General features: G+C 44.8%; 19 protein-coding genes. 5 read left to right on the top strand and 14 right to left on the bottom strand.

Features of this window, described 5'->3' with window-relative positions:
- The 14 genes from ACFS25_RS25625 to ACFS25_RS25560 all read right to left on the bottom strand — a co-directional run bounded on the left by ACFS25_RS25625 (nucleotide 1) and on the right by ACFS25_RS25560 (nucleotide 16,515).
- A complete protein-coding gene (locus ACFS25_RS25625; RefSeq protein WP_381506741.1) occupies nucleotides 1-1,269 on the bottom strand; it encodes a glycosyltransferase family 4 protein in 1,269 nt (422 codons plus the stop codon).
- A 4-nt stretch (nucleotides 1,270-1,273) separates the two neighbouring features.
- Nucleotides 1,274-2,158, bottom strand: coding sequence for a glycosyltransferase family 2 protein (locus ACFS25_RS25620; RefSeq protein WP_381506740.1), 885 nt, complete (start codon nucleotides 2,156-2,158; stop codon nucleotides 1,274-1,276).
- Nucleotides 2,159-2,181: 23 nt separating this feature from the next.
- Nucleotides 2,182-3,423 carry an O-antigen ligase family protein gene (locus ACFS25_RS25615; protein ID WP_381506737.1) on the bottom strand — a complete coding sequence of 414 codons (1,242 nt, stop codon included), beginning with the start codon at nucleotides 3,421-3,423 and terminating at the stop codon, nucleotides 2,182-2,184.
- A complete protein-coding gene (locus ACFS25_RS25610) occupies nucleotides 3,420-4,592 on the bottom strand; it encodes a glycosyltransferase family 4 protein (protein ID WP_381506735.1) in 1,173 nt (390 codons plus the stop codon). Before ACFS25_RS25610 ends, ACFS25_RS25615 begins: the two co-directional genes overlap by 4 nt.
- A gap of 335 nt (nucleotides 4,593-4,927) precedes the next feature.
- Nucleotides 4,928-6,370 carry a flippase gene (locus ACFS25_RS25605; protein ID WP_381506733.1) on the bottom strand — a complete coding sequence of 481 codons (1,443 nt, stop codon included), beginning with the start codon at nucleotides 6,368-6,370 and terminating at the stop codon, nucleotides 4,928-4,930.
- A 32-nt stretch (nucleotides 6,371-6,402) separates the two neighbouring features.
- Nucleotides 6,403-6,747: a cupin domain-containing protein gene (locus ACFS25_RS25600; protein ID WP_381506731.1), complete on the bottom strand. Its 345-nt coding sequence runs from the start codon at nucleotides 6,745-6,747 to the stop codon at nucleotides 6,403-6,405.
- Nucleotides 6,747-7,730, bottom strand: a complete 984-nt coding sequence (locus ACFS25_RS25595; RefSeq protein ID WP_381506729.1) for an NAD-dependent epimerase/dehydratase family protein — start codon at nucleotides 7,728-7,730, stop codon at nucleotides 6,747-6,749. The genes ACFS25_RS25600 and ACFS25_RS25595 overlap by 1 nt, the downstream gene beginning before the upstream one ends.
- A 10-nt stretch (nucleotides 7,731-7,740) precedes the next feature.
- Nucleotides 7,741-8,493: a WecB/TagA/CpsF family glycosyltransferase gene (locus ACFS25_RS25590; RefSeq protein WP_381506727.1), complete on the bottom strand. Its 753-nt coding sequence runs from the start codon at nucleotides 8,491-8,493 to the stop codon at nucleotides 7,741-7,743.
- 30 nt (nucleotides 8,494-8,523) lie between these two features.
- On the bottom strand, nucleotides 8,524-9,201 hold the full coding sequence (locus ACFS25_RS25585; RefSeq protein WP_381506725.1) for a sugar transferase: 678 nt from the start codon (nucleotides 9,199-9,201) through the stop codon (nucleotides 8,524-8,526).
- Nucleotides 9,202-9,280: 79 nt separating this feature from the next.
- Nucleotides 9,281-11,581: a GumC family protein gene (locus ACFS25_RS25580; RefSeq protein ID WP_381506723.1), complete on the bottom strand. Its 2,301-nt coding sequence runs from the start codon at nucleotides 11,579-11,581 to the stop codon at nucleotides 9,281-9,283.
- 27 nt (nucleotides 11,582-11,608) lie between these two features.
- Nucleotides 11,609-12,271: a polysaccharide biosynthesis/export family protein gene (locus ACFS25_RS25575; RefSeq protein ID WP_381506721.1), complete on the bottom strand. Its 663-nt coding sequence runs from the start codon at nucleotides 12,269-12,271 to the stop codon at nucleotides 11,609-11,611.
- 664 nt (nucleotides 12,272-12,935) lie between these two features.
- Nucleotides 12,936-14,393 carry a right-handed parallel beta-helix repeat-containing protein gene (locus tag ACFS25_RS25570; protein ID WP_381506719.1) on the bottom strand — a complete coding sequence of 486 codons (1,458 nt, stop codon included), beginning with the start codon at nucleotides 14,391-14,393 and terminating at the stop codon, nucleotides 12,936-12,938.
- A gap of 80 nt (nucleotides 14,394-14,473) precedes the next feature.
- Nucleotides 14,474-15,370 carry a glycosyltransferase gene (locus ACFS25_RS25565; RefSeq protein WP_381506717.1) on the bottom strand — a complete coding sequence of 299 codons (897 nt, stop codon included), beginning with the start codon at nucleotides 15,368-15,370 and terminating at the stop codon, nucleotides 14,474-14,476.
- Between the two features lie 797 nt (nucleotides 15,371-16,167).
- Nucleotides 16,168-16,515, bottom strand: a complete 348-nt coding sequence (locus ACFS25_RS25560) for a LytR/AlgR family response regulator transcription factor (protein ID WP_381506714.1) — start codon at nucleotides 16,513-16,515, stop codon at nucleotides 16,168-16,170.
- Between the two features lie 266 nt (nucleotides 16,516-16,781).
- Between ACFS25_RS25560 and ACFS25_RS25555 the strand changes: the two genes are divergently transcribed.
- The 5 genes from ACFS25_RS25555 (at nucleotide 16,782) to ACFS25_RS25535 (ending at nucleotide 23,647) form a co-directional block, all read left to right on the top strand.
- Nucleotides 16,782-17,984 (top strand): hypothetical protein, encoded by a 1,203-nt coding sequence (locus ACFS25_RS25555; protein WP_381506712.1) that lies wholly within the window; start codon nucleotides 16,782-16,784, stop codon nucleotides 17,982-17,984.
- A gap of 25 nt (nucleotides 17,985-18,009) precedes the next feature.
- Nucleotides 18,010-19,467 (top strand): tetratricopeptide repeat protein, encoded by a 1,458-nt coding sequence (locus ACFS25_RS25550; protein ID WP_381506710.1) that lies wholly within the window; start codon nucleotides 18,010-18,012, stop codon nucleotides 19,465-19,467.
- An 81-nt stretch (nucleotides 19,468-19,548) separates the two neighbouring features.
- Nucleotides 19,549-20,016, top strand: a complete 468-nt coding sequence (locus tag ACFS25_RS25545; protein ID WP_381506707.1) for a response regulator — start codon at nucleotides 19,549-19,551, stop codon at nucleotides 20,014-20,016.
- 2 nt (nucleotides 20,017-20,018) lie between these two features.
- A complete protein-coding gene (locus ACFS25_RS25540) occupies nucleotides 20,019-23,186 on the top strand; it encodes a right-handed parallel beta-helix repeat-containing protein (RefSeq protein ID WP_381506705.1) in 3,168 nt (1,055 codons plus the stop codon).
- Between the two features lie 218 nt (nucleotides 23,187-23,404).
- Nucleotides 23,405-23,647 (top strand): hypothetical protein, encoded by a 243-nt coding sequence (locus tag ACFS25_RS25535; protein WP_381506702.1) that lies wholly within the window; start codon nucleotides 23,405-23,407, stop codon nucleotides 23,645-23,647.
- The last annotated feature ends 322 nt before the right edge of the window (nucleotides 23,648-23,969 follow it).

The raw sequence follows: 23,969 nt of genomic DNA, 5'->3' as shown, positions 1-23,969 counted from the left end.
TTACCCTCGTTTGAGGGCTGTCGAATAGGTAGCTGTCTCCGACAATATAGCTGGATAAATCTCGTCGATAAAGACTCTGATTTTGGTCTCCCATACCTGCGATTGCGCAAATGCATAGCCTGCCTGCCCCATTTCCATCCGTTCGGTAGGATGTGTGTACATCCACTCGATGGCTCGTGCCAGATCCGAAACCACTTGCTCCTCGTTTGTTACTTTCACGCGGAGACCGGTCTTTTCATCCACCAATTCGGCTTGTCCATGCAAATCCAGCGTAACAACAGGCAATGAATAAGCCATCGCTTCCAACAGTTGGTGCGGACATGAATCGCGCAGGCTCGTGAAAAAGAACACGTCTGACTTTTCGTAGTAGTTTTTTACTTCCTGATAGGATACATGACCGACCCAGTTTACCCGGTCTTGAACGCCATACCGCTTAATGTACTGCGGTACCTGCTCGGCCATTTCTCCTTTCCCGCCCACTATCGTCAGTGTAACAGGAATACTTGGGTCAACTTCTCCCAACGCCTGAATGGTTAATTCAAGGGCTTTTCTTGGTAATAGACGACCCGTCCACAGCAGTTTCAGGGCACCATCGGGATAGCGCTCAATTGGTTTTTCAGGGAGGAACGACGGACTTAGCCCGGCATCCCATATCCGGTCAATTGGCAAATTCGGACGTAATTTTCGAGCTAATGCATACGTATCTAAATTCGTTACAACAAGTCGATTAGCTACTTTCACCGCTTTGTAAAAACCAGGGTTGACATATTGTAGAAGTATACCAATCCAATCGCGCATCCACTCCCGCGACCAGTACGCGCCGAAATAACGTTTCATGTTTTTGGGCGCACGTTGTCCTCCGCCTACAGGACCAAAAATGAACGGCTTACGGAGTTTATACATGAAACTACCCAACTGAATGCTGCCGTACGTGACGTGGTGCACGAAATCGAAGCCATGCATCTGGTCCAGCTTACAGGCTAGTTTCATTGCACTCCATTGCCAATAGAGGTAATGGAAATACATTCCGATGAGGTTGGAATTGCAAAATTTATCTACCCAATCGGGCAAAGTCACGTAATGAACTACTAGATTTGGAAAGAAGCCATTTGCCAAAATTTGATTGATGGAGGCTTTGCCATCCTTTTTGGTCAGGCAATGTACTTCTAACTCATTCATGCTTAGGGTGGTGGCATACGTCCAGCCTGTTCCCTCTTCGGAACCGTGATTGGGCAGGCAGGCGTAGGCAGATAGAAGCACTTTTTTCATGGCATTATAGCGGTTTCAGCAGTCTAACCTTGCGAAGTAGAAAACCCGTGCAAATTCGAGCAATGTCGAAGCAGAAATAAAGAACTTTGGTTTTGGAATGATCAATGGCAAAATGGTAGCGAACCTTCAAGTTGGTTGGTGACTTTATGGACGTAAACCCATTGATAAAATCCTTCAGACTTATTTTACGCTCAACCTGAATACCTGTTGCTTCAACATACTCATATACTACACTGGGAACGTTGACAATCAGCCGATACCCAGCTTTACGCGCCCGAACCGAAAACTCAATATCGGACATATAGTGGATGTATTTCTTCGAATCGAACAACCCTATCCGGTCAAAAACTTCCATCGGAATCAGGGTTCCCCTTCCTGGTAAAGAATGCGATTCCAGGTATGATGTGCGTGCTGCCAGTTCGCGATAGCTGCTGTTGTAGTCCTCTGAAAGATGGTGTCCACCAGCTGTGTACAGTTCGAAGATAGCCCCCGCATATTCCAGCTTCTCCGGATTATCGCTGTCTACGCTAACCGATCCAATCAGGCAAGGTTTGTGTTTGCGATAAGCGTCCAGCATTGTTTGCAGGTAATCTGGAGCAACACGGGTATCATCGTTGAGAGTCAGTACGAAATTTTCGTCTCGTTTATCCACCCCTTTTTGCGCGTAACGAATACCCCAGTTCGTCGCTTCTGTCCACCACAAATTTCCATCACCTTTCAACACTACGACGGATGGGAATTGCTGACTGATCATTTCGGCGGTTCCGTCAGTTGACCCATCATCGACGATCACAATTTGGAAATTACGGTAGGTCTGTGCGAATAAACACGTCAGACACTGACGAGTGTATTCTTTGCGGTCATGAACTGGAATAACAATACTAATCATGGTTGTGTGGTTTAATGGCAACTCTACAAATGGATTGTTTGAGGTGAATCGTATTCAGTAACGTGCTCTTCTGTAGGGTTGGTTTCTGGCGTATCTTCAGTCGGCGACTTTAGGGCATAGAACATACCAACGCCCACAAAACCCCAATAAAAGACGGGTAATTGATAAGAAACCGCGTAAATCAGACCACTCACAATAAAGCCAAACAATACAGTCTGTTCGATGGAAAACGTCTTGTTTTTACGATACATAACCAGTAGAGTACCCAGCAAAATCAGCAGGTTAACGGCCAATCCGGCAGATCCGTAATTGTACAGCATGTCGATATACTGCGAGTGAATAATGGTTCCTTTTTCGGGAAAGTCTTCATTCTCCATGATCTCGCCCCGGTCGTAACCCTCGTAGCGCCACCCCAGTATTGGGTGTTCTGGAATCTTGCTTATGTAGTATTCCGACTGTTCAAGGCGCCAGCTGCCTGTGTTGTCTTCTTTCGGGTCAAGAATACCCCCAATGTTTTCCAGAAATGCATCGACTTTATTGCCCGGCAGCATGGCCATCAGAGGAGCCAGCACGATGAGTAATACCGCAAATGTGGCCCCTGTACGGCCCAATGGCACCCCACCAGTTGATAGTTTTCCAATTAATGACAGACCAGCTACCACAACGAGGGCTACGATAGCGGCTGAAATCACAGACCGGTGCAACAGAAACACAATCAGCACAAACGTAAACAGTACCAAAAGCAGATCGACAATTCGACGATCTTTCATGTACATCAATAGATAATACAGGAATGGAATGACCAGATACAACGCTTCATTTGACGTAACAGTCCGGCTTTCGGAGGTGAGATTATACGTGAAAATCTGCCCTAGAAACAACTGATTGATTACGTAGAAGGCAAAAATCAGATACACGGCGTACTTGATTTTCAACGGTCCAGCTTGGGTCGCTACAGCGTAGCTCATCAATGCCAGGCCGCAGTAAGCAAAACGCTTAATAACGAAGTACGAATAAACAAACTGCCCATATTCATACTTGGATTCGAGGATCAGGCCAATAAGACCCAAACCCAACAGCCAGGCCACCACTTTGTATAGGGGCGGGAACCGGAAGTAGAAAAAGACTAATGCAAAAATGCCAATTAGTGTAGTACCGCTAACCGCTTTATCGAATAGCGGATTCAGCGCATTACCCCCGTAAATCAGGGCACTCATGCCGAACAGCAAGACAAATAAGACAATTCTATATATCCAGATTTTCATGATACGTGGGCCAAATGAGCAACGGCAGGAGAGGGTTCTCCAACCGTTTGCCCGTAAAATGAAAGCAGTTTTTCAATGTTCGACTGGTGGTTGAAAGCCAGCGCTGCGTTGTCAGCCTGAGCCCTGGCCAGTTGCTGTCGTTGCTCAGGGTCAAAATAGCGGGCAACTTCGCTGGTTAGCTCGCCTATGTTCTTTCCGTGAAGAGGTCCAAAGCCCTCCGGTAGCATTTCTGGAATGCCACCCACCGGCAAAGCCAGAACCGGCGTTCCAACGGCGAATGCTTCTACGATTGAATACGGACAGTTGTCGTTGAGGGCAGTGTGTATGTACAAATCGCTCTTCGCAACCAGCTCCCACGGAGCTGACTGCCGACCGTAAAATGTAACATGGTTAGTCAGGTCAAGTTGCTTGGCCAGTTGTGTATATTCAGCCAACTTCGGACCGTCACCAATTAACCAAAGCGTGAAGGCTTTAATGCCCCGGTTGCGAAGTTCGTGGCCAATCTGAAGCAGGAGTTGCTGATTCTTTCGTTCGTCGATGTAGCCTACGTTACTAATGATGAGCCGCTCGCCAGCCTGTTCGCCCGATGGGTTACGACGTATGGGAACATCCAGCTGAACCGTGTTACGAAGAATTCGTTTGTTTATAACGGTTGGTAATAAATGTTTCGACTTGATATAAGCATAGTTCGACACGAATATATAATTGTGGACATACGAGAACAGATAGGTATACCAGGCTGTGAGCCGCTTGGTAAAACCTGATTTTAGTGCGAACTGGTCAACTAATTCCCGGACCGGATCATCGTTGAAATGGCAAGTCAGTATAACGGGTACGCGTTTACCAAGTGCCAGATAGGCAGCTACCCCCGATCTTACATCCTGAGCATGAATGAGATCGAAATTGGACCCGCGTAGTTTGCGTACAGACAAATACAGATCTGTGAAGTACGCAAACTCATCATAAATTACATGAAATGCACCGCCTAGCGACCGCATTACGCGCTTCAGCACTCCCAAAATTTTACGCCAGACAACGGGCGTATGGGAAGCATCGACAGTGCGGACGTTCATACCGGCAGCCTCCAGATCGGTGGCCAGCGTTCGGCAGTACGTAACCACACCCGAAGGCGAAGTAGGAACTAGATAAGTGGCAATCAACACATTCATAACAAGCAATTATTTATTCATTAATCGGAAAAGCCGAAGGGTCAAAACTGTCTCAGGCCATTTGCGAAAATTACTCAACAGACTGTCTAGCAAGGTTTCACTGTAGAACAGAACGTTATAGAACCTGTTTTTTTGTTCCGTCCAGATTCGTCTGCGTGAGTACGATTAAGTTCGAGCGTTCTCTCAACCATTCATCTGTGCCATCTATACTTCCATTATTGATTACATAGACCAGATCAGAAGCCAGCGGGTCTACTCTTGCAGACTTAACAGTCACTCCTTTAGATCATTGAGTTGGTTATATGTCACAATAACAGAAGCTACAGAGGCCACAATTATTGCTTAAACAGGGTAGCCAATTGGTTCTTGCTAAATGTTACAGCATCCCTTAAATAGGCTAGCTTAATTATATGTACACCTTTATAGCGTAGATAGACATAAAAAGAAACAACAACGAACACTTCTGTTGTAACCCACGAAGAAGCGACACCAATGTGGCCGAATCGCTGAATCAGTAAAGCATTAAGCGTTAAGCTAACGACTGAGCCAATGGCCGAAACGCGAAAGAAAGCTTTGTCCATCCGCAGGCTAAGCATAGTATGCACACCTAACAAACTATTGAGCCCCAGCGTAATGGGCAGCAACGACACAATACGCAGTACAATAACAGCGTCTTCAAATCGGGCACCATAAAACAACGAGATGAAAATTGGGGCGATAAGCCACAGTCCCGCCGATATAAGGATCATCAGGAGCGTTACCGGGAAAAAGATCGTCCTTACTACATTCAATCCCTTTTCTTGACTTTGTCCAAAAGCGTTAGCAACAATTGGGAAGAAGGCCTGATTCAATGCCAGTGAGACGAAGGCTTGGGCAATGCCCACGATTCGCGTACCAGCCGAAAAAATACCTACGTTATAAGCGGTGCTGAAAATACCCAGCAAAAAGATATTCGATCCGGCATAAATAGTGGCCACAACCGACGTAAAAAATAGCGTACTATCGTCGCGAAACCGTTTTAGCAGCTGTGCTTTAGCTGGCCAGGAGAAGGTGATTTGAAACCTATTTACTGCCCAGGAAAAAGCTATGATACTAATAACTACTTGCGATAGGCTAAGCGATAGATTCTGGTAAATGTAATCTTCGGGCTTCCGTATAAATACAAAAACCGTTAGTGTAACCAGCACTTTGATAATCATGTTGAAAAGGGCTACCCGACCTAATTTTTCCATGGCTTGATACAGCCATACGGGAAAGAACACGATACCAATAGAACCGATGTACGTGCAGATGTGTAGCCAGTAATGCTCACGGAATTCAGGGGCAAAGTAGGTGATCAGGCCAAAAATTATTGTTGAGACAACCCAGAGAAGAGATTTGCCCACAACAACTTCACTGAATACTCGATTTGCCAGTTCCTTATTGGTTCGATCGGCGGCAATGGCACGTACAGATGCCATATCGAAACCGTAATTGATCAACAGGGTGAAATACGCCACAAACGCTTGCGAGAAGTTAAGCAAGCCCAACCGCTCCGGCCCAATGATGCGCACAACATAAGGCACCGTAAGTAGAGGCAGCAGCATATTAGCCACATGCAGACTAAAGAGCGACGCCACATTTACGGCGAAGCGCTTCAGAATCGAGTTCGATAAAATCCCTCGCTTTCGTGCAACCGGAGGTGCCATATTCATCGTGTCAACGGAGAGAGAACTCTCCGAATGATCGACTAAACTGGTATCGGTTGTGTTCACGGCGGCTACCTCTTTACTAAACATAGTTCACTCATTAAATATGCGATGATCGGGTTTCAATCCGTAGCAACGCCAAAATAGACATACTCCAAAGGCTCCGTTCCGGTAGCTTCCAGGCGGTGGAGAACCCCAGCCGGGATACGTACAAAAACACCAGATTCTAAACCAATTTTCTGATCGTTGACGACATAAACGCCAGTGCCTTTCAGAAAAAAGAAACACTCTTCCATCGTCGGGTGTGCATGCAATTCGCAGTAATCCGCTGTGGAAAATGTGCCGTAAGCAACCTGTGTTACACGTGTGGGCGTATCGCTGTTCCGAAGAAACACCTGCTTGGCACCTTGAGCATGAGCTGTAAGCTCTCGCTCAAGGTGCGTAATAGAGGCAGTAATTCGTTCCATTAGGCTTCTACAGGTTCCAGTACTGTTTTTTGAATTTGCTCCGTAATCCATTCGTAGGTTTTCTCAACGCTCTTGCGTAGCGGTGTTGAGGGTGCCCATCCCAGCTTCTGCTGAATTAAATGGTTATCAGAGTTACGTCCGCGTACACCTAGTGGTCCAGGAATATTCTTGATAGTCAGATTTTTGCCTGAGATGTCAATAACCATTTTAGCGAAATCATTGAGCGAAATCATTTCTTCTGAACCCAGATTTACTGGTCCCGAAAAATCAGAAGTCATCAACCGCCGAATACCCTCAACACATTCGTCTACAATTAGGAACGAACGGGTTTGCAGGCCATCTCCCCAGATTTCGATAGCGTCGCCATCTTTGGCCATGGCTACTTTACGGCAAACGGCAGCAGGCGCTTTTTCGCGACCACCATCCCAGGTTCCCTGTGGACCGAAAATGTTGTGGAAGCGGGCAATGCGAGCTTCGATACCGTGATTTTTTTGATAAGCCAAGAACAACCGTTCCGAAAAGAGCTTCTCCCAACCGTATTCGCTATCGGGTGCTGCCGGGTAAGCCGACTCTTCCGAGCATTTTGGGTTATTTGGGTCCATCTGGTTGTACTCAGGATACATGCAAGCCGATGACGAATAGAAAATTCGACGGACGCCTTTGTTCTTAGCTGCTTCCAGAACGTTAAGGTTACAGAGTACCGAATTATGCATGATACCTGCATCATTCGTACCCGTAAATACAAATCCTGCGCCCCCCATGTCAGCAGCAAGCTGATAAATTTCATTGAGGTCACTTGTAACCACCTCGTTGGCTACGTCTGGATCTCTCAGATCGCCGATAATAAACTCATCAGCATTATTATTATCGTATTCGTTTTCTTTAATATCGACTCCACGAACCCAATATCCTTCCGATTTGAGTTGGTTAACAAGGTGGCCACCAATAAAGCCACCGGCACCGCAGACGAGCGCTTTTTTCATAGTTGTGTGATTATTTGACAGGTGATAAAAACTCTTTCAGATTGAGAAAAATAAATAAAGGAACAATCTCTAAATATCTCTTGTACAAGCGCTTAGGCTCCGCCATTAGTCGGAAAAACCATTCTAGAGACATTTTTTGCATCCAGCCGGGAGCCTGCGCAACGCGATCTGTGTGGAAATCGAAAGCAGCTCCGACTGTGACAATAAAATGGACATTAGTCCACTGCGCAAGGCGTCGGGCAAAGCGTTCCTGTTTGGGTGTGCTGAGACCAATCCAGACGATGTTGGCTTCGGAACGATTAATTGTTTCGGCTAACTCCTTGAACTCATCGTCAGACATTTCCCGGAAGGGTGGGCAAAATGTGCCGACCACCTGGTAGTTGTCGAATTTCCGGCCAACAGCATCTTTCAGTTCATTGGCTACGCCTTCCTTACCTCCGCAGAGGAAATGTTTGACGGACGTACTCGCGCTCTCTTCGAACACATACCTGAAAAAATCGGGCCCGTAGCAGCGAGTCATACGCTTGGCACCCTTTAATTTCCCGATCCAGACACCAGGCATTCCGTCTGGTAAATTCCAGTAAAATGAATCCAGGACGTTTTTAAATTCCGGCTCTTTAAATGCTGTGACAAGGCCATGAGCACCGGTTGCACTGATACATTTATTCTCCCGGTTCCAGGTTGATTCACAACGCCAGAGAAGCCCGTTTACTGCCGCATCAAGACCGGCATCATAAAGGTTGACTTGTAACACTTTAGTCATGACACTTAACTTATTTGGTTTAGATAGAATTTACCAGGCATTCTTATTTCCTTTGATGGCCGCTTTTACTGTCCACCAGCAGATTTTCGCATCTAAAACAGCCGATTGACGACGGATGTAGAGGTGATCATACCGTACTCGAATTTTCATCTTGAACAATTCTTCAGTTTCCCCTCGGGCACCCCGCGACTGAGCAAGGCCGGTAATGCCGGGACGGACCATATAGCGCTCGCGATAACCCGGCAGAGTATCCCAGTGCATAGCATCGAGCGGAAGTGGGTGAGGCCGTGGGCCAACCACACTCATATGCCCAGCCAGTACATTCAGGAACTGTGGCATCTCATCGAGATTCGTTTTTCTCAGGAACCGTCCGATCCGTGTTACACGCATATCATTGCGGGTCGCCTGATGAAACGTCGCATTAGCATCGTAGGTCATCGTCCGAAGTTTTAGGCATGGAAATACGCGTCCATTACGTCCTGTTCGCAATTGGATGAACAAGGCTGGCCCCGGCGACGACAACTTGATCAATAGAGCAAGTATAGGTATGAGCCAAATGAGTATAGATAGGGTTACTAAACTGGCTATCAGAATGTCGAATACACGCTTCTTAATGCCAGATAATAGCACGCTCATTGGATCGGGTCTTGGCCGGACACTGTAGTCCAGATACAAGTGAAAAGTTTTTCTATCAGTGGATGCCTGCATGTGAGTTCGTAGTTGCACGCACAAAATTTAAGTTAATCCAGTCTTTTGAGCCGGAGCAAATGGCCGCTATTTTAGCGGTCTATCGATACGAATAGCTATTTTTGATCTGGTCGTTGTAGTGGTAAGCTTCACTACCACCAACCGCATTTAGAATAATGCGCAGATTTTGAAAACGCTGTTCACGATAAAGAGTATCGAGAAGTTTGAGACTGTGCTTAGGGGTTACGCCATGCCGAATTACAAAGAGAGTCGTATCAGCATATGGAGCAACTACCTGAGCGTCAGTGACAATGCCAATTGGTGGCGCGTCGAGCAGGATGTAGCGGAATTGATTTCGTAATAAGTCGATCAACTGCTTCACATTCGCTCCACCTAACAACTCAGAGGGATCGGGCGGTAAGGGACCGCTTGGAATAATGAAGTAATTTGGATGCCCTGGCACGGGTTTGAGAATATCAGCCAGTGTAGCTTCTCCATTTAGGTACGAACTAAGACCAACTGTGTTATCAATATCAAATAATTGATGCAGGCGGGGCATCCGTAAATCCATCTCCAGAATAACCGTCGGCTGGCCCGTCAATGCCAGACTAGCGCCCAGATTCAGAGATACAAACGATTTGCCTTCACCACTCATACTAGAGGTGAACAACATAACTTGCTTCTCTTCGGCATCACCTATACCAAACTGAAGGTTTGTCCGAATTGACCTGATTTGTTCAGCAATTACCGAACGCTGGTGCGGAGCTACGATCAGAATGTCGCGGTGACGCTTATTCATTACTTCGCCCAGGATAGGCACCTGCGTCATATTTTCAACATCGACTCGTCGCGTTACCCGGTTGTTCAATGAACTTTTGCCCGCAATGGCGGCTGTCGGTACAAGTAAACCAACCAATCCGAAAAGTGCGTAGATCACAATGCCGACCGGCTTAACGGGAAAGCCACTACTTTTTGCGGCATCAATTACACGGCTGTCAGCAACGGACGTTGCGAATGTAACCGCCATTTCCTCACGCTTCTGGAGCAAATAAGTATAGAGGTTGTTTTTGATGGTTTGCTGCCGTGTGATATTCATCAAAGCCCTTTCCTTTTGCGGAATGGTGCGAATGCTACTCTCCAGATTTTCATTTTTGCTCACATACTGCTCTTTCGAACTGGTAAGCATAGACTTCATCGTCTTGATATTCTGGCTGATATTATTCTTAGTCGCTTTGATCTGATTATCAATCGTCTGCAGCATCGGGTTGTCTTCCGAAGTTGTTTGCATCAGACCATCACGTTTCAGTTCCAATTCTGATAGTTTGTTGATTTCACCCAACAGGATCGGGTCATTCAGGCCAACGGTTGCTGGTGTGCTGCCCCGCTTGTCGGACTGTGTAGTAATGAAGTCCTGCAAATCGTTCAGGGTCGCCAGTTGGATATTTACCTGATTAAGCTGCGTATCGTTCTGCTGGGTTGTTTGCAGAAACGAAGTCGCCTGAGCACTTAGATCTGTAATTCCCAAGCTGGATTTATAGTCCTCTACGTTTTTCTCAACCGAGGCTAACTCACCCGACACCATTCGTAGTCGGTTTTCAACAAATTGGAGCGTACTGGCAACCACCTTGTTTTTGTCGGTGATAGCCGCTTGATTATACGTGTTGATTAACGTGTTCAAGATCGCTTCTCCTTTCTGCGGAACGGCATCTTCAAGACTCAGCCGGATAACCGTTGATGTTTTGCTTGTCGGCTCTACTTTCAGGTTATCGACATACATACTCACAGCAGCTCCCTCTGGCATAGCCTGAACCAGGACAGGCTGGGTTTTAGAATTTACTGACTGACGGGTAAGAATACGTAACTGACCGTAAGGTGTTTCGATACGCTGATTGAGCGGATAGGTTTTTCCACTGTCGATACGAACCGATTGAGCCGTTGGAAAAGATAAAGCCAGGGGCTTTTGGTACAGCACCGGGTTAGCCGATTCTACCAGTACCCAAACGGGCGATTCTGTGTAAATTTCACGCTTTCCAAATGAGGTGTTCCGAAAGTAACGGGTGTCTAGATGAAGGGTATTTACAACCCGAGCCATCAATGTAGACGACTTCAGAACCTCCAATTCATTTTCAACCACTTTTTTGGGCGAGTAGACTTCCAGTTCTTTTAATGGATTTGTCTGACTATTTCCTCTTTTTTCGTCTTGAAGCAATAAACTGGCCTGAATTCGGTAGACAGGCTGCTTATAGAGCAAGTAAACGTAAGCCCCGGCAAAGGCCAATCCCAGCGATAACACAAACCAGGGCCAGTATCGAAGGTAAGGTAATATGTGAGTCCGCAAGGCTGAATCATTAGAGTCAACCACCTGATAAGGGACATACGAATGTGAAGAATTGTCAGCCATGTCGATTGAGTAGATGTTGTATTTTGCTTAACGACGAGTTGCGATAATGGCAATCAGCGATAAAATTCCAGTTACGATAGGGGCAAGTATGTATGTTCTGTCTACACTGGTTACCCGAACTTTACCCGGCTCCACATAAACAACATCATTTGAGTGAAGCGAATAATAGGGTGATTGAAAGGCGTCACGGCGGGTCAGATTGAGTCGGGCAAAAACGCGTCGGTTTCCTTCTTCCCGAATAATCAATACGTTGTCGCGTCGACCGTAAATTGTTAAATCACCAGCAAGACCCAGGGCCTCCGGCAGGGTTATTTGTTCATTAGGAATCGTAAACAAAGACGGACGAGTTACTTCCCCCAGGACCGAAATTCTGAAATTCAAGTTGCGTACAGTGACGGTCGGTTCTTTCAGATACGTTTTAAGTTTAGTACTTATCAAGTCTGCCGTTTTTGCGTTTGTCAGACCCACTACAGCTAATTGACCAACAAGGGGCAATTTGATTGTACCATCGGCGTCCACTAAATAGCCTGAAGTCCGGGTTAATGGATTATTGGGCGTTATGATTGGACTAGCGTCAGCTGCGGATGTTGGATTGAAATAAGCTGATGCTTCTGCATTTAGGCTGCTTACCTGAACCGAAAGCACATCCCCTTTTTTAATAGTCGGAATAAACGGTTCCGGTACTATCACGGTATCTTCACGGCTAGTTATTCCCTGAAAATAAACCAGTTTTTTTGCTGACGTACATGCTTGCAGTAATGAAAGCCAAATAATAAATACTGCGAAGCTGCTTAAAATGCGGACCTGTTGTTTTACTTCTTTTTGTGTCACTCGATTCATTCTATTAACTTAACCTTTGATTACTAAGATGATCTTCTGATTATAGGAAAAAGCGTATGTGAGAGGCTGATAAGTGTCAGAGAAAATCTACTCATCATTCCCCTATATCTACTATAAATTTAGAAGATCAGTTTTAATGACAAGCGATAACGGAGGTGATGGCAGGCTAGTTTTATTAAACTCATAACTGTACTTATTCAGTGAGATTTGAATCTTACTAAACCATTTGTTAATTCAAGTTATTTTTCAGTAACACATTTATAAAAATAATTTTATGTAAAATGTGAAGTTTCACAGGAATACCTTATTAGAAATTAATTGCCGTTTTTACCCTTAAGTGATTTAGCGGCAAGTATAAAAATAGCTGTCGCTTCAACTGATCGTTTGAAAGAAACCATTACCCATATACGCAAAAAAATCGCTAGTTGGTATTTTACCAATTAGCGATTTCATTATACATATACAAGCTTGATCCAACCAGCTTATTTGTCTCTAAGCTGTCTGAATATATTCATCAAGGTATTGGATTTCCTTCCTCGTCATAATTCATGGATGCTATAATACTACCGCCCCCTAAAGAATCGTACGGCTTACCACCTTTACCCTGAATTATTTTGTTATTCGTAAGTTTAATATTTATGGCTTTAGCGCCATAAGCTATAAAAGTTGCTTGATTTCCGTTGTTCGTCTTGTTAGAAATAGTGTTTTTGATAAACGTATGATCTGGGGATTCGTCACAAATTATGGCTTTGTTCGACGAACTTTCAATGGTGTTTTCTGTAAACATTCCTCCTGCCGTTGATGGAAATAACTCCAGTACCCCCGTCATCCGGAAGTTATTTTTGCTGAAGTCAACCGTACCACCATTATAGAGTTGTATTCCCCCCTGACACAACCCTACGGTTGAATTTCCGGTAATAACCATACCGCCAACGATAGAGCCATTCCCGTTTCCATCGTTAGAGCCTTCGAGAAACTTATCAAATACGCCTTCGAACTTGTTATTCGTAATTTTAGTATTACGAGCAGCACCCGCTATTTCAATACCGAACAGGCTACAGTTTTTTATGTAGTTGTTATCTACTGTAAGTTGGTCTAACGGTCCTGATAAGGAGATTCCAAAGTGGCAGTCGTGAAAGTTGTTGCCACTAACAGTGATGTCTTTACCAGCATAGATATTAAAATTATCGTGGTTAAAAATCTCACAGGCCATGCGTTTAGCCTGAACGGTATTGTTCCGAACCGTGATGTTAGCAGCAGTTTTTCCGGCCTGAACTTTCAATGTAAACCAGTTCGTACTGTCTTTCGCAGCAACGTCGGTACTCGTGCAGTTCTGCACAGTAATGTCCGTTACCGAAGGACCATCAATATAAATTGGGCCGTATGTACCAGTTTGTCTAGATGTTACATTCCAGGCCAGTCCATCAACCAGGATGTGATCCAATGGAATGGCCGGATTGTCTGGGTTAACAAGCGATACGTATGATTGAGGCAAAGTAATGAGCACTTTACCCGCGTTGGCTTGTAGCGTCAGGTTACTTTTTAAATGAACGGGGGTTAACTGGGTGTAAGTCCCGTCAGGAAGAAACAAATTATCGGTGGCTGTTACAGCTGCTTGCAAGGCAGGTCCAATGTCAGCATCCGACGTTTTTACGCCGAACCAGGCTAGACTTGCTGGTCCCGAAAAATCCCGTTTGTACCGATGTCCTTTAAGGGTGACGAGTACAATTCCGGTATTATCAGCACTGCTCAGATCAGATTGGTCCACTATAAAGACGCCTTCACTGCCAGGGTCCGTAATTCGAACACTACTCGGAATTGAACTGGAATTAATTGCTCGTAAACTGGTAATTGACAGTGTGTCTTCCCGTTGCACAACACTATCAGGTACGGGGTCTGCTGGTTTACAATGGCCCAATACGGTAAGTGCAATGACAAAGGCACTTAACTGGAGCATGACTTTATGCTTCATAATGTTGAAAGATAAGACGTGACTTAACAGCCAGTTTAAAAAACTGTTGCCTGACAAATTAAACGAAGGCATAAATACCATTAACGCATTCCCGTTAACGTCTTCAATCGGTTATAAATCCGAGTTGGAACGCTATACCGCTGCAATGTTTGCTGGTGGTAATAAGAAGTAGGGCGACTAACATGAGGAAGGTCAAAAACTCGTTGAACGCCGTCATCCAACTTCGTTTTATACCGATTATAAATGTTTGTATGGGTTGCTTCTTTGCCGAAACCAATATTTTCTACTTTAGACGTCGTTGGGTAAACCGTTACTCCATCGGCTTTAAAGCGATTATAGCAGAAGCGGATATCCCACGCGTCGGCCCGTCCTTCCATCTGGTCGCGTAACATATTCAAGAGATCAGAACCGCCCCGCATAAATTCTTTTTGCTGCCATTTATCCTTTTCAAAATCCGCGTAGTCGGTCATTTCCCAGTCAACAGATTGCCAACGATCAGCCCATGTAGCCCAGCCCCAGGGGCTATGCCGTGGAATGCAATAGGCATCTGCCATATAATTGGATGGTCGCTGAAACGGAAACGTATAGCCAGCAATTGAATATACGCGTTGATTATCAACATACTTTTCCAGACACTGATTCATGAAGTCGAGAAAATTTGGACTCGTTATCAGGTCATCTTCAACAATGATAGCCGAAGGGTGATCGGCAAGGACACGGGATATACCCTGAATAATTGAATCAGCGCAGCCAATATTAGTTTTCGCATACTCTCTATGGATTGTGCGAAAACCCGAAGCCTCATCCAACAGTTTGTGAACCTGCGCAACTTTATCCGCATCTTCCGGTCGCTTTGGCGCATCGACAAAGATGTATAAGTCGCTTTGTGAAGCTAAGTGATTGGCCTGAAGAGCACGGAGAGTTGCCTTGAGTTCTACAGGACGCTTATAACCAAATAAAAGCACGGGTGCATTCATAACATAAAAACATTTGAGTAACAGAATAAGTCATTGTCGGAGAGACAAGACCATCAATGATTGCGTATTTATAGCAGAGCTAAGCCTACTGTTGACGTCTTTCTAGTCTTGCTTTGTCAGAAGGAAACAGACTGCCTGCATATAGTAACTAGCTAAATGAAGTAGGCTGGTATACCATTAAGAGCCTTACGTGATAGCTGAATAAGTTAAGGGGTGATTGTCTGATTTGAGGATATCTTACAATCTGAAGGATACAAAAATTGGTGCCAAAGCAGAAGCCACACCCTTATGATTAATGCCTGTTAGTTTATCCATATCCTTAAAAGCAGAAGGGTTAACGGGCAACACTATTATATGTTTTTCCTCACTATCTGCGCAGATATGTACTATAAATCTAGAGGGGGAGTTTCGTAGTACAAAAAATATAAAGCTGATTGTCTTACTTAATATTCAATTAATAGATGATTTATATTTACCAGATTTATATAATAAATAATTTATGTTAATTTTTGTGATAATAAGTAACAAAAAGAATAGATTTTATTTATCTGTAATATAATTTTTTTCTGTTATGCCCGGTTAGAAATTAACTGGTCCTTTCTTGTAACAAGCCTATATTTTTTGGGTTGAGTACAAATTAAATATATAGTTTAGTAGTCTGATACGAAGCAATAATTTATGTCATAGAAGCAACTGTATTTTTTAAAATTTGATATGTAGCCGGAAAAAATAACTATTAATTGTCTTAAGCCTATGGATTGGATTTACTTCATTGTGGAATAGGTAGTCTGGCCTTCTTAAGCATCTTCGTGTGGTAACTCATGAGCAGTAGATAACATCAGTTGAGCTGCCGTAAACTCAAGGCGATTACGAGATACCGGTATTACCGTATTGTCAAACAACCTGACCCAGCCCGACCGGCCTCGTTTCTGAATAAACTCCTGGACATAAATCGGATTGATGATTGCTGAGCGATGTACTCTAATAAAATTGAGATGTTGTTCAAACCATTGGAGAGGCTGAGTAACGACTGTAAGAGTGCCGTCACGGTAATGTACTCGTGTATAGTTCGCTTCTCCTTCTAGCCAGACGATTGAGTCAATGAGTACGGGATGCGAATGTCCGGTCAAGTGAATACTAGTCATATCGGGCTTACAGATTAAGTGTTAAATGTACATACGGAGCCCGGCAACTTTTGGTTTCAGTGGGAAACGGTTGGTTGAAGCTTCATCTATGGAATGTATATACGTTATTTTTTCTTACTTAGTCTAAATCGGTTTTGTTGGATGATGCGTACGTAGGTGTGCAATTTATCAAGAACCCACTTATTATATGGGAATAGTCTATTTATTAAGGATTTAGTTTATTCTCCTATGACCAATACCTTTTTTGTTTAACTATTTGTAGTTCAATGCTCATTTGTCAGCCTGTCCACACGACTATTTACACTACTGATTTTCGGAATAAGCAGTACAGCTTTTCCATCGAATCAGTACTTAACCCAGAGGCTGCTTCGGGCGTGCTGGTCGTAACTGCGTCGGAGGGATATTTGTTGACTACTTCGGAGACTGCTCAGCCCGAGCGAGAACAAATTATCGAGCCTAGCAGACAAGCTGATGGTAGCTGGGTAGCTAGTGGTACGGTTACATTATTACTTGATAAAGGGTCACCAATTGACGGAACTGTCGTTATTCGAAATGCACTTGCTGAGTCAATTGTCTTGACCATTGACTCAGCCTCGACTTCCCGGGAGCTGTCGCAAATGCCTACGCTGACGGTTAGCGAACCGGTACTGACATTCGCGACAACATCCTCTGGCAAGCCCAGCTTTCTGGTAATGACGGTTAAGCAGCAGCATTCCGATTCGCCCGTAACACTCTCAACAGATGCACCCGACTACTTTCAGTTAGCCAGTGATAGCCGCCCGTATTTTGCCTCTACTCTAACGCTTACTCCATCACCCACCGGTTCGTATGTGCATGTACGCTACGTTTCCGATAAGAGTGGTTTACATAAGGGCCAGCTACTGATTCATAGTGCTTATGAGGATAGTACGATTGCGTTGACAGGGCGTAGTGCAGGTTTACTCCCAATGGTATTACATGCTCCCAGCCAGCCAGGGTTAACGAAATGGATATTGTGGGCGTTTGCAATAGTTGTTGTTAGTGGCCTGGCTTACACCGGTTATACTAATCGTTGCCAGCTCTTTCCCGCCTTGTGCCAGGGTACGATAACAAGCCAACCAACAAAAAAAATAACCGTTCCCGAAATAATTCGTATCAACGATGACCCTAGTGAGAAAAAGGTAGTCAAAAGCGAAATACCACAGAAAATGGTGACCAAGACAGTGGAATCTCCAATTCCGCAAACTCCTGTTAGTAGTAATAAACCAGATGATCGCTCTACCGAACCGCCGGTACTTAATGCGGGAAATGAACAACGAAATGTAGCTGAGTCTCGAAACGCAATTCGTCCCGCTAGTAGCCGCAAACCCTCTATTGACCAGACTATCAATAACGTAGTTGATAAACGGTCTCGTCGGCGGGCAACAGCTACTCCGAAAATAGAGGAAAGTGAATTAGAAAGGGAGTTAAACCAACACCCGAAAAAATAATTATAAGGATCAAATGCTTAACCTCATGAAACGTATATCTATTTTATTCGCAGTCGCTAGTTTATGGTTTGCACCGGCTATGGCTCAAAACGCCCGTAGTCCTTTACAAGCTGTCCATTATATCAAATTAGCTAATACACTTCGCGAGGTTGATAAATCGCAGGAGTCAATCAGTCTTTTGCTACGCGCCATGCCTGCGGTTCAATCGAAGAATTTATACTGGGAAGCCGTTACAAATGAACTTTTGGGCTTGTCTTATAATGACATAAAAGACACTACTACTGCTCTGCGTTACTTGGAGCGTGCCCGGACTCAATACACTAACCTTAAGTATGTGGCCAGTGGATGGGGCGTCAATGAAGTGATTAGGAAAATCTCGGGTAAAAATATGTATGCCGGCATTCAGGTTAGTACAACTGGCGTTCAGGTAGCCATCTTTAAAACCAAGTATGAAAGCGATTTCTACGAAAAAGAGATCAAGACCATCGTTGAGATTCCTAGCAGCCCACTGCTATACGCAGATGCGTCCAACTCATTCAAAGTCGGTCAGGATGCGTTACGAATTGGGCTGGATTCCATACGACGCTATAATATCCCCAATGAGCGTATTTTCATCGTGTTCAGCAGTGATGTTGAAGAAAATTTAGCCCGGAGAACCCAACGCCGACAGATTCTTTATCAGCAGTTGTCGCAGGTTTTGCCCAACACTACACTGCGAATAGATACCACGCTTACCCCGGCCCGTGAAGCCGAACTGTTCACCATTGGGACGCTGCCCCGCAAAGTATGGGCAACAACTTCTGCGCTGAATCTGGGTAGTACCCGTACGGAGGGTGGGTACTTTGATAAAGATGCCAGCCGCCAAAACTACACCAATGCCAACAAAGCCTTTCATGAAATCAGTCTGCCGATTGGTGTTAACACCTTGGTCAGCCGTATTGAAGGTAAACGGTCTATGAATATGGATGCTTATAAACGGGAAGCGCAGCGGGTAATCAAGACTATAGCTGACTCAGTTTTTAAATCTAATGTCAATAGCAAGGATTTGGGATTTCAACAACGCCGGACTGTTGGCATAGGGGGTGACATTGCTCTGGCGTTAGTTACGTATTTATATCCCGATAAAGCCGGACTTACCGCTGTTCCGATTTCGGCGGATGACGCCGAACGGTTTAAGCAAGCTGTTTTAAGCGATTATAAGACGTTGATCCAACCCAATTTACGCTCCATTACAAACCCAAGTGTGCGTAATCGGGCCGAAAAAGATGTGAGCACGCTACAGGCTCAAGTCGATGAGAAACAACTTGTTGCTGGAGCACTATGGCTCTCTGCGGTCATGAATTCCTATAGTTCACCCTCAAGTCCCAAACGGTTTGTATTTGTTCGCAATTCGGGAGTTAGCTGGGTAACGGGCAAATTTCTTGAAACAATTAACAATGAATACGAGTCAACTATTGCTAAAGGGGCTATGTATACCCGATAGTGTATATAACTGGCCGGTTAACTTTATTTAATTACACTCATAGTAGATCTACTATCTCACCATATAAATACGCAAAAGTAAATGGCTAAAATCCCTACCTACCGGCGTCGGAAAGTACGTCAAGTGCCAATCTTGATTGTTGAGGATAATGCTGACCAGTGGCTCATCATTCGTTCTGCTTTATCTCAGTGTTTTCCAGAAGTGGAACCTATATGGTTGAACAACGCAGATCAAACAATAAAGTATTTAGAGACTCACGCAGCCGATCCGGATAAGCTACCCAGATTGATTTTGTCAGATTTGTATTTGCCGCGTCGGGAAGACGGTTTATCTGTCCTGGAATTCGTCAAGAACCATGAGTTTTATCGAAAACCACCGATCATAATACTAAGCTCATCCCAGGATGATGAAGACATTGCCAAGGTTTATTCCTTTAGCGTTGCTTCTTATATTGTTAAGCCTGACAGCTACCGGGAATGGCTGAATTGCTTTTATGCCTTCCAACGCTACTGGTGGGGGATCGTCAAATTACCCTTACGTCCTCAATAGCCGTGTGCGCAAGATTATACATTAACAGAGCAAAATTACTTTGTTTCGGATTACTACTCACGTTTTTTCTGCCAGCATCAATCAGTCTGGCCCAAACAACTTACTATGTAGCTAGTACGGGAAATGACGCAAGTGATGGCCGTTCTATTACGTCTTCTGTTCAAAGCCTGAGCCGGGTTAACAGCCTAGTGCTACAACCCGGTGATGTAGTTTTATTTCGGCGGGGCGATACCTTCCGGGGAACATTGCAGATCAGGCAGTCGGGTACCGGAGAGAAACCTATTCGTTTTGATGCCTACGGCAGTGGGAGTAAACCCCTGCTGGCTGGATCAGTGCCGGTTCGCAACTGGACCCAGACTAGTGCCAATAACTGGCAGGCATCCTGCCCGACCTGCGGCAACCAGGTAACCGGGTTATATCGCAATGGGTTAACTCAGCCCCTGGGGCGTTATCCGAATCCTGACGCTCCCAATAGAGGGAGCTTAACTGTACAATCACATGTTGGTACGAATCAACTGACCAGCCAACAGACCTTAACCAGAGACTGGACGGGCGGAGAAGTCGTGGTTCGTCCTACCTACTGGATTATAGATAGGGCCACCATTACCCGGCAGAATGGCAATACACTTACGCTCAATAATTCGTCAACCTACAACCTGACTGATAGTTGGGGCTATTTTATTCAGAACCATCCGGCCACGCTCGACCAGCCCGGAGAATGGTACTACAACCCGGCTACTAAAGTTCTTCAGGTATATGATGACCGGGGCAATCCAAATGAGCAGATTATGACGGCGACGGCAACCGATAAGATTATCGACATTGCCAACGTATCTTTTATTAGTATTCTGAATCTTCGCATTGCTCAGGCCCGGATAACAAATCTGTATGCCCTAAACGTAGTAGATCTTGTTTTAAACAACGATGATTTTACAGACTCTGGTCAGGATGGAGTGGTAATTCAGGGAGATGGTAGTAATATCATGGTTGACAATAGTACCATCACCAACATTAACAATAATGGGTTTTACATTGGTGCTTACCGGAATGTAACGTTTCGACGCAGTGCTATACGTCGTGTTGGTCTGCTGCCGGGTCGGGGCAAAAGTGGCGATGGTCAGTTTACGGCTTTTCAATCCTTTGCTACCCAAAATACACTGATCGAAAGCAATGTAGTTGACAGTGTTGGCTACATTGGAATTTCTGTTCAGAACAATACCACCGTGCGGCAAAATCTGATTGCCAACTTCTGCATGACAAAAAGTGATGGGGGCGGTATTTATTTGTGGAACGGAGCGCAACTACCCATAGACAGTATCCGTATTCAGTCGAATATAATTCGTAAAGGTATTGGAACTCCCGGCGGCTTGTCAGAAAATACGTTCAGTGGTGCGCATGGAATTTTTTTGGATGATTGCGTAGAGGGAGTTGACTTAGTTGACAATACCGTAACTGATTGTCAGGGGTTAGGTATCTATCTCCACGCCGTCAATAATGTCAACTTAGTACGTAATACCTGCTTCAACAACAGTGTAGGCCAGCTTATTTTGTATAATTATGACAAACAGTGCCTGCCCCGAAATAATACTTTTATACAGAATATACTGATCGCTAAAACAGCAACTCAACCCGTTGTGGGTTACATATCCAGTGCAAATGATTTGGCAAGTTTTGGGCTTATGGAACGTAATTATTACGCCCGCCCATTCAACGATTTATCTACGGTCAGATCGGTTTATAACAAGACTGTCGTCGGCGATTTGAACTTGGCACAGTGGAAAGCCCAGTTTGGCCAGGACCTTACATCCCATTCAAGCCCTATAACTTATAAGGAATATGTTGTGAAAAGCTTGAGTAGTAACAACATAATGGGTACTTCTTTCACGGGTAATTCGGGTGGATGGGAAACGTGGAGTCTTTATAATAATGGTCAGGCCAATTGGAGTAACGGCAGTCAACCCACCGACGGTAGTTTAACGATAAATTTTTCGAGCTCGTCGGGTCATGCAGATTCATACGTACTGGCTTATAAACGTATAAAGGCAGTTACCAAATCGAAAAGTTACCTTGTCAGGTTTGATGCGGCTGCACCAGTTGATAAAAAGGTCGTCGTATTCCTCCGGCAGCGGCAGGCTCCATATCAGGATTTAACTCGCCGGTTTGAGTTTATGGCCGGGCCGACCCGTAAGCCTTATGAATTTGCGCTCACGGCTTCAGCCGATGAAGCCGATCCGTTATTGACGTTTCAATTAGGTGAAAATGGGCAACCCGTTTTGCTTGACAATATTCGTTTGCTGGAAGCAACCATCCAGCCCGTCAATCCTGATGAGTTTATCCGGTTAGCCTACAACCCCACAACCAGAGATAGTATTCTTACATTGAACGAGCCCTATCGGGATGTTGAAAATCATTATTATGCCCGTCAGGTCATTCTGAAGCCTTTTACATCAGTCGTATTATTACAAGATTCTTTGCCTCCGGTTGATGTGCGCCTTTCTTTACAAGTTGATCGTAATTCGCTACGGGTAGGTGAGGGAATACCCATCTCGCTAACTATCCGTAATGCGTCTGCCAACCGAACTACGCTGCCTAGTCAGGTGCAGTGGAGTTGCCGGCTACCGGCCAATCTGGAGTTGATGAACGCAACCGGCTTGTCCTATAAAGACAGTGTGTTGACCGGTACCGTGCAGCAACTGCTCACCGATACACTAATCGTCTTTCGGGTCAAAGCGAAGACTTCCGGCAGCTATGTGATGGCAGCTCAGGTAACGGCAACTACCTATGCTGATCCTAACAGCACACCCGATTCGGGCACAGACGATGGCGAAGATGACCAGGCGTCTGTTACCTTGCTCGTCAGGGAACTGGCTCCCGGCGAAACGTTGACTCCTGAAATCGTTACCGCAACCGAACCACTAGTGCCGGTAATTGACAAGAAGATGATTTACCCTAATCCATCGTCTGATGAATTTACGTTTGTGGCCGAAGATGATGTCGTATCTCTCCAGATAGTTGATTTATTGGGTCGAAAGCGGTTGAGTCTTGACACTGTTCGTCAAGGCCAAACGATCCGATTTGGTCAACCCTTACCAGAAGCGCACTACTTATTGTATATTCAGTATAAAACCGGTGAACAACGGACTGTGAAGCTGGTGAAGTTGGGTAAATGATAAACGACGATTGTGAAGATGGGTCTGTGCTACGTATAGTTTTATCGAGAATTGTGCCCCGAACTCGTCTTCGCGATTTTCCTGTATAAATAACAAGAGCAGGTCTTAGTTACCCGCCTTCAATCGTTTCTCTAGCCGATAGGCGATCTATACGTTGTAGGGAGCGTTTACGTTAGCAGTTCAGAGTTGTGTACCTTACCGAACTTTTTCTGATTGGTATGAAACTTACCTGGACGTTCTATCCCAAAGGCCAACCTAGTATTACCCTAACGGTGGTGTATCTACCTCAATTGGATGCAATTTCAGTAACTGGCTATCTCGAAGTAGATACTAACACAGCCTATGTGGGCTGGGCCAATTTTCGTATCTTCAACACCAGTGATCAGACTACCAAGAAGGCCCTCTTCGGTTCACTGACCCGAGTAAATAAGTTTGATCCCATTACTCCCTTTTTGCCCTAAGGTCAGGCTACGTATGACTCTTCATATACTACTGATACACGCAACTCGGTAGTGGGCGATGCAGGCAAGAAGAAGACCGTGTAGCCACTTTTTCCCGCTACTTTAAATATAGAAAGAGAATACAGTCAATAACTATAGGACGATAGCTCTATCGCTACGGTCCTATCATGAGGACTAAGTAAGTAAGCAACTAGACTTGGTATAAAGTAGACTATCCTCGAATTACTCAAAGTCACATAATTTGCTTGAACGTATTTATACTTACTGAATTAAATAACAGAATAATCAAAATATGGCTTGATTGTATCATATAAACACTTTC

Origin of the sequence: Spirosoma flavum, assembly GCF_042686045.1 — a bacterium.
Taxonomy (GTDB): domain Bacteria; phylum Bacteroidota; class Bacteroidia; order Cytophagales; family Spirosomataceae; genus Spirosoma; species Spirosoma flavum.
This window is presented reverse-complemented; position numbering and strand designations above follow the sequence as displayed.

Bases quoted from the DNA above. Each gene is read 5' to 3' on its own strand.
- ACFS25_RS25560 (WP_381506714.1), bottom strand. From the start codon at position 16,515: ATGACTAGTATTCACTTGACCGGACATTCGCATCCCGTACTCATTGAC.
- ACFS25_RS25545 (WP_381506707.1), top strand. From the start codon at position 19,549: ATGGCTAAAATCCCTACCTACCGGCGTCGGAAAGTACGTCAAGTGCCA.
- ACFS25_RS25605 (WP_381506733.1), bottom strand. From the start codon at position 6,370: ATGTTTAGTAAAGAGGTAGCCGCCGTGAACACAACCGATACCAGTTTA.
- ACFS25_RS25625 (WP_381506741.1), bottom strand. From the start codon at position 1,269: ATGAAAAAAGTGCTTCTATCTGCCTACGCCTGCCTGCCCAATCACGGT.
- ACFS25_RS25565 (WP_381506717.1), bottom strand. From the start codon at position 15,370: ATGAATGCACCCGTGCTTTTATTTGGTTATAAGCGTCCTGTAGAACTC.
- ACFS25_RS25600 (WP_381506731.1), bottom strand. From the start codon at position 6,747: ATGGAACGAATTACTGCCTCTATTACGCACCTTGAGCGAGAGCTTACA.
- ACFS25_RS25620 (WP_381506740.1), bottom strand. From the start codon at position 2,158: ATGATTAGTATTGTTATTCCAGTTCATGACCGCAAAGAATACACTCGT.
- ACFS25_RS25590 (WP_381506727.1), bottom strand. From the start codon at position 8,493: ATGACTAAAGTGTTACAAGTCAACCTTTATGATGCCGGTCTTGATGCG.
- ACFS25_RS25550 (WP_381506710.1), top strand. From the start codon at position 18,010: ATGAAACGTATATCTATTTTATTCGCAGTCGCTAGTTTATGGTTTGCA.
- ACFS25_RS25535 (WP_381506702.1), top strand. From the start codon at position 23,405: ATGAAACTTACCTGGACGTTCTATCCCAAAGGCCAACCTAGTATTACC.
- ACFS25_RS25595 (WP_381506729.1), bottom strand. From the start codon at position 7,730: ATGAAAAAAGCGCTCGTCTGCGGTGCCGGTGGCTTTATTGGTGGCCAC.
- ACFS25_RS25615 (WP_381506737.1), bottom strand. From the start codon at position 3,423: ATGAAAATCTGGATATATAGAATTGTCTTATTTGTCTTGCTGTTCGGC.
- ACFS25_RS25570 (WP_381506719.1), bottom strand. From the start codon at position 14,393: ATGAAGCATAAAGTCATGCTCCAGTTAAGTGCCTTTGTCATTGCACTT.
- ACFS25_RS25580 (WP_381506723.1), bottom strand. From the start codon at position 11,581: ATGGCTGACAATTCTTCACATTCGTATGTCCCTTATCAGGTGGTTGAC.
- ACFS25_RS25610 (WP_381506735.1), bottom strand. From the start codon at position 4,592: ATGAATGTGTTGATTGCCACTTATCTAGTTCCTACTTCGCCTTCGGGT.
- ACFS25_RS25555 (WP_381506712.1), top strand. From the start codon at position 16,782: ATGCTCATTTGTCAGCCTGTCCACACGACTATTTACACTACTGATTTT.
- ACFS25_RS25585 (WP_381506725.1), bottom strand. From the start codon at position 9,201: ATGCAGGCATCCACTGATAGAAAAACTTTTCACTTGTATCTGGACTAC.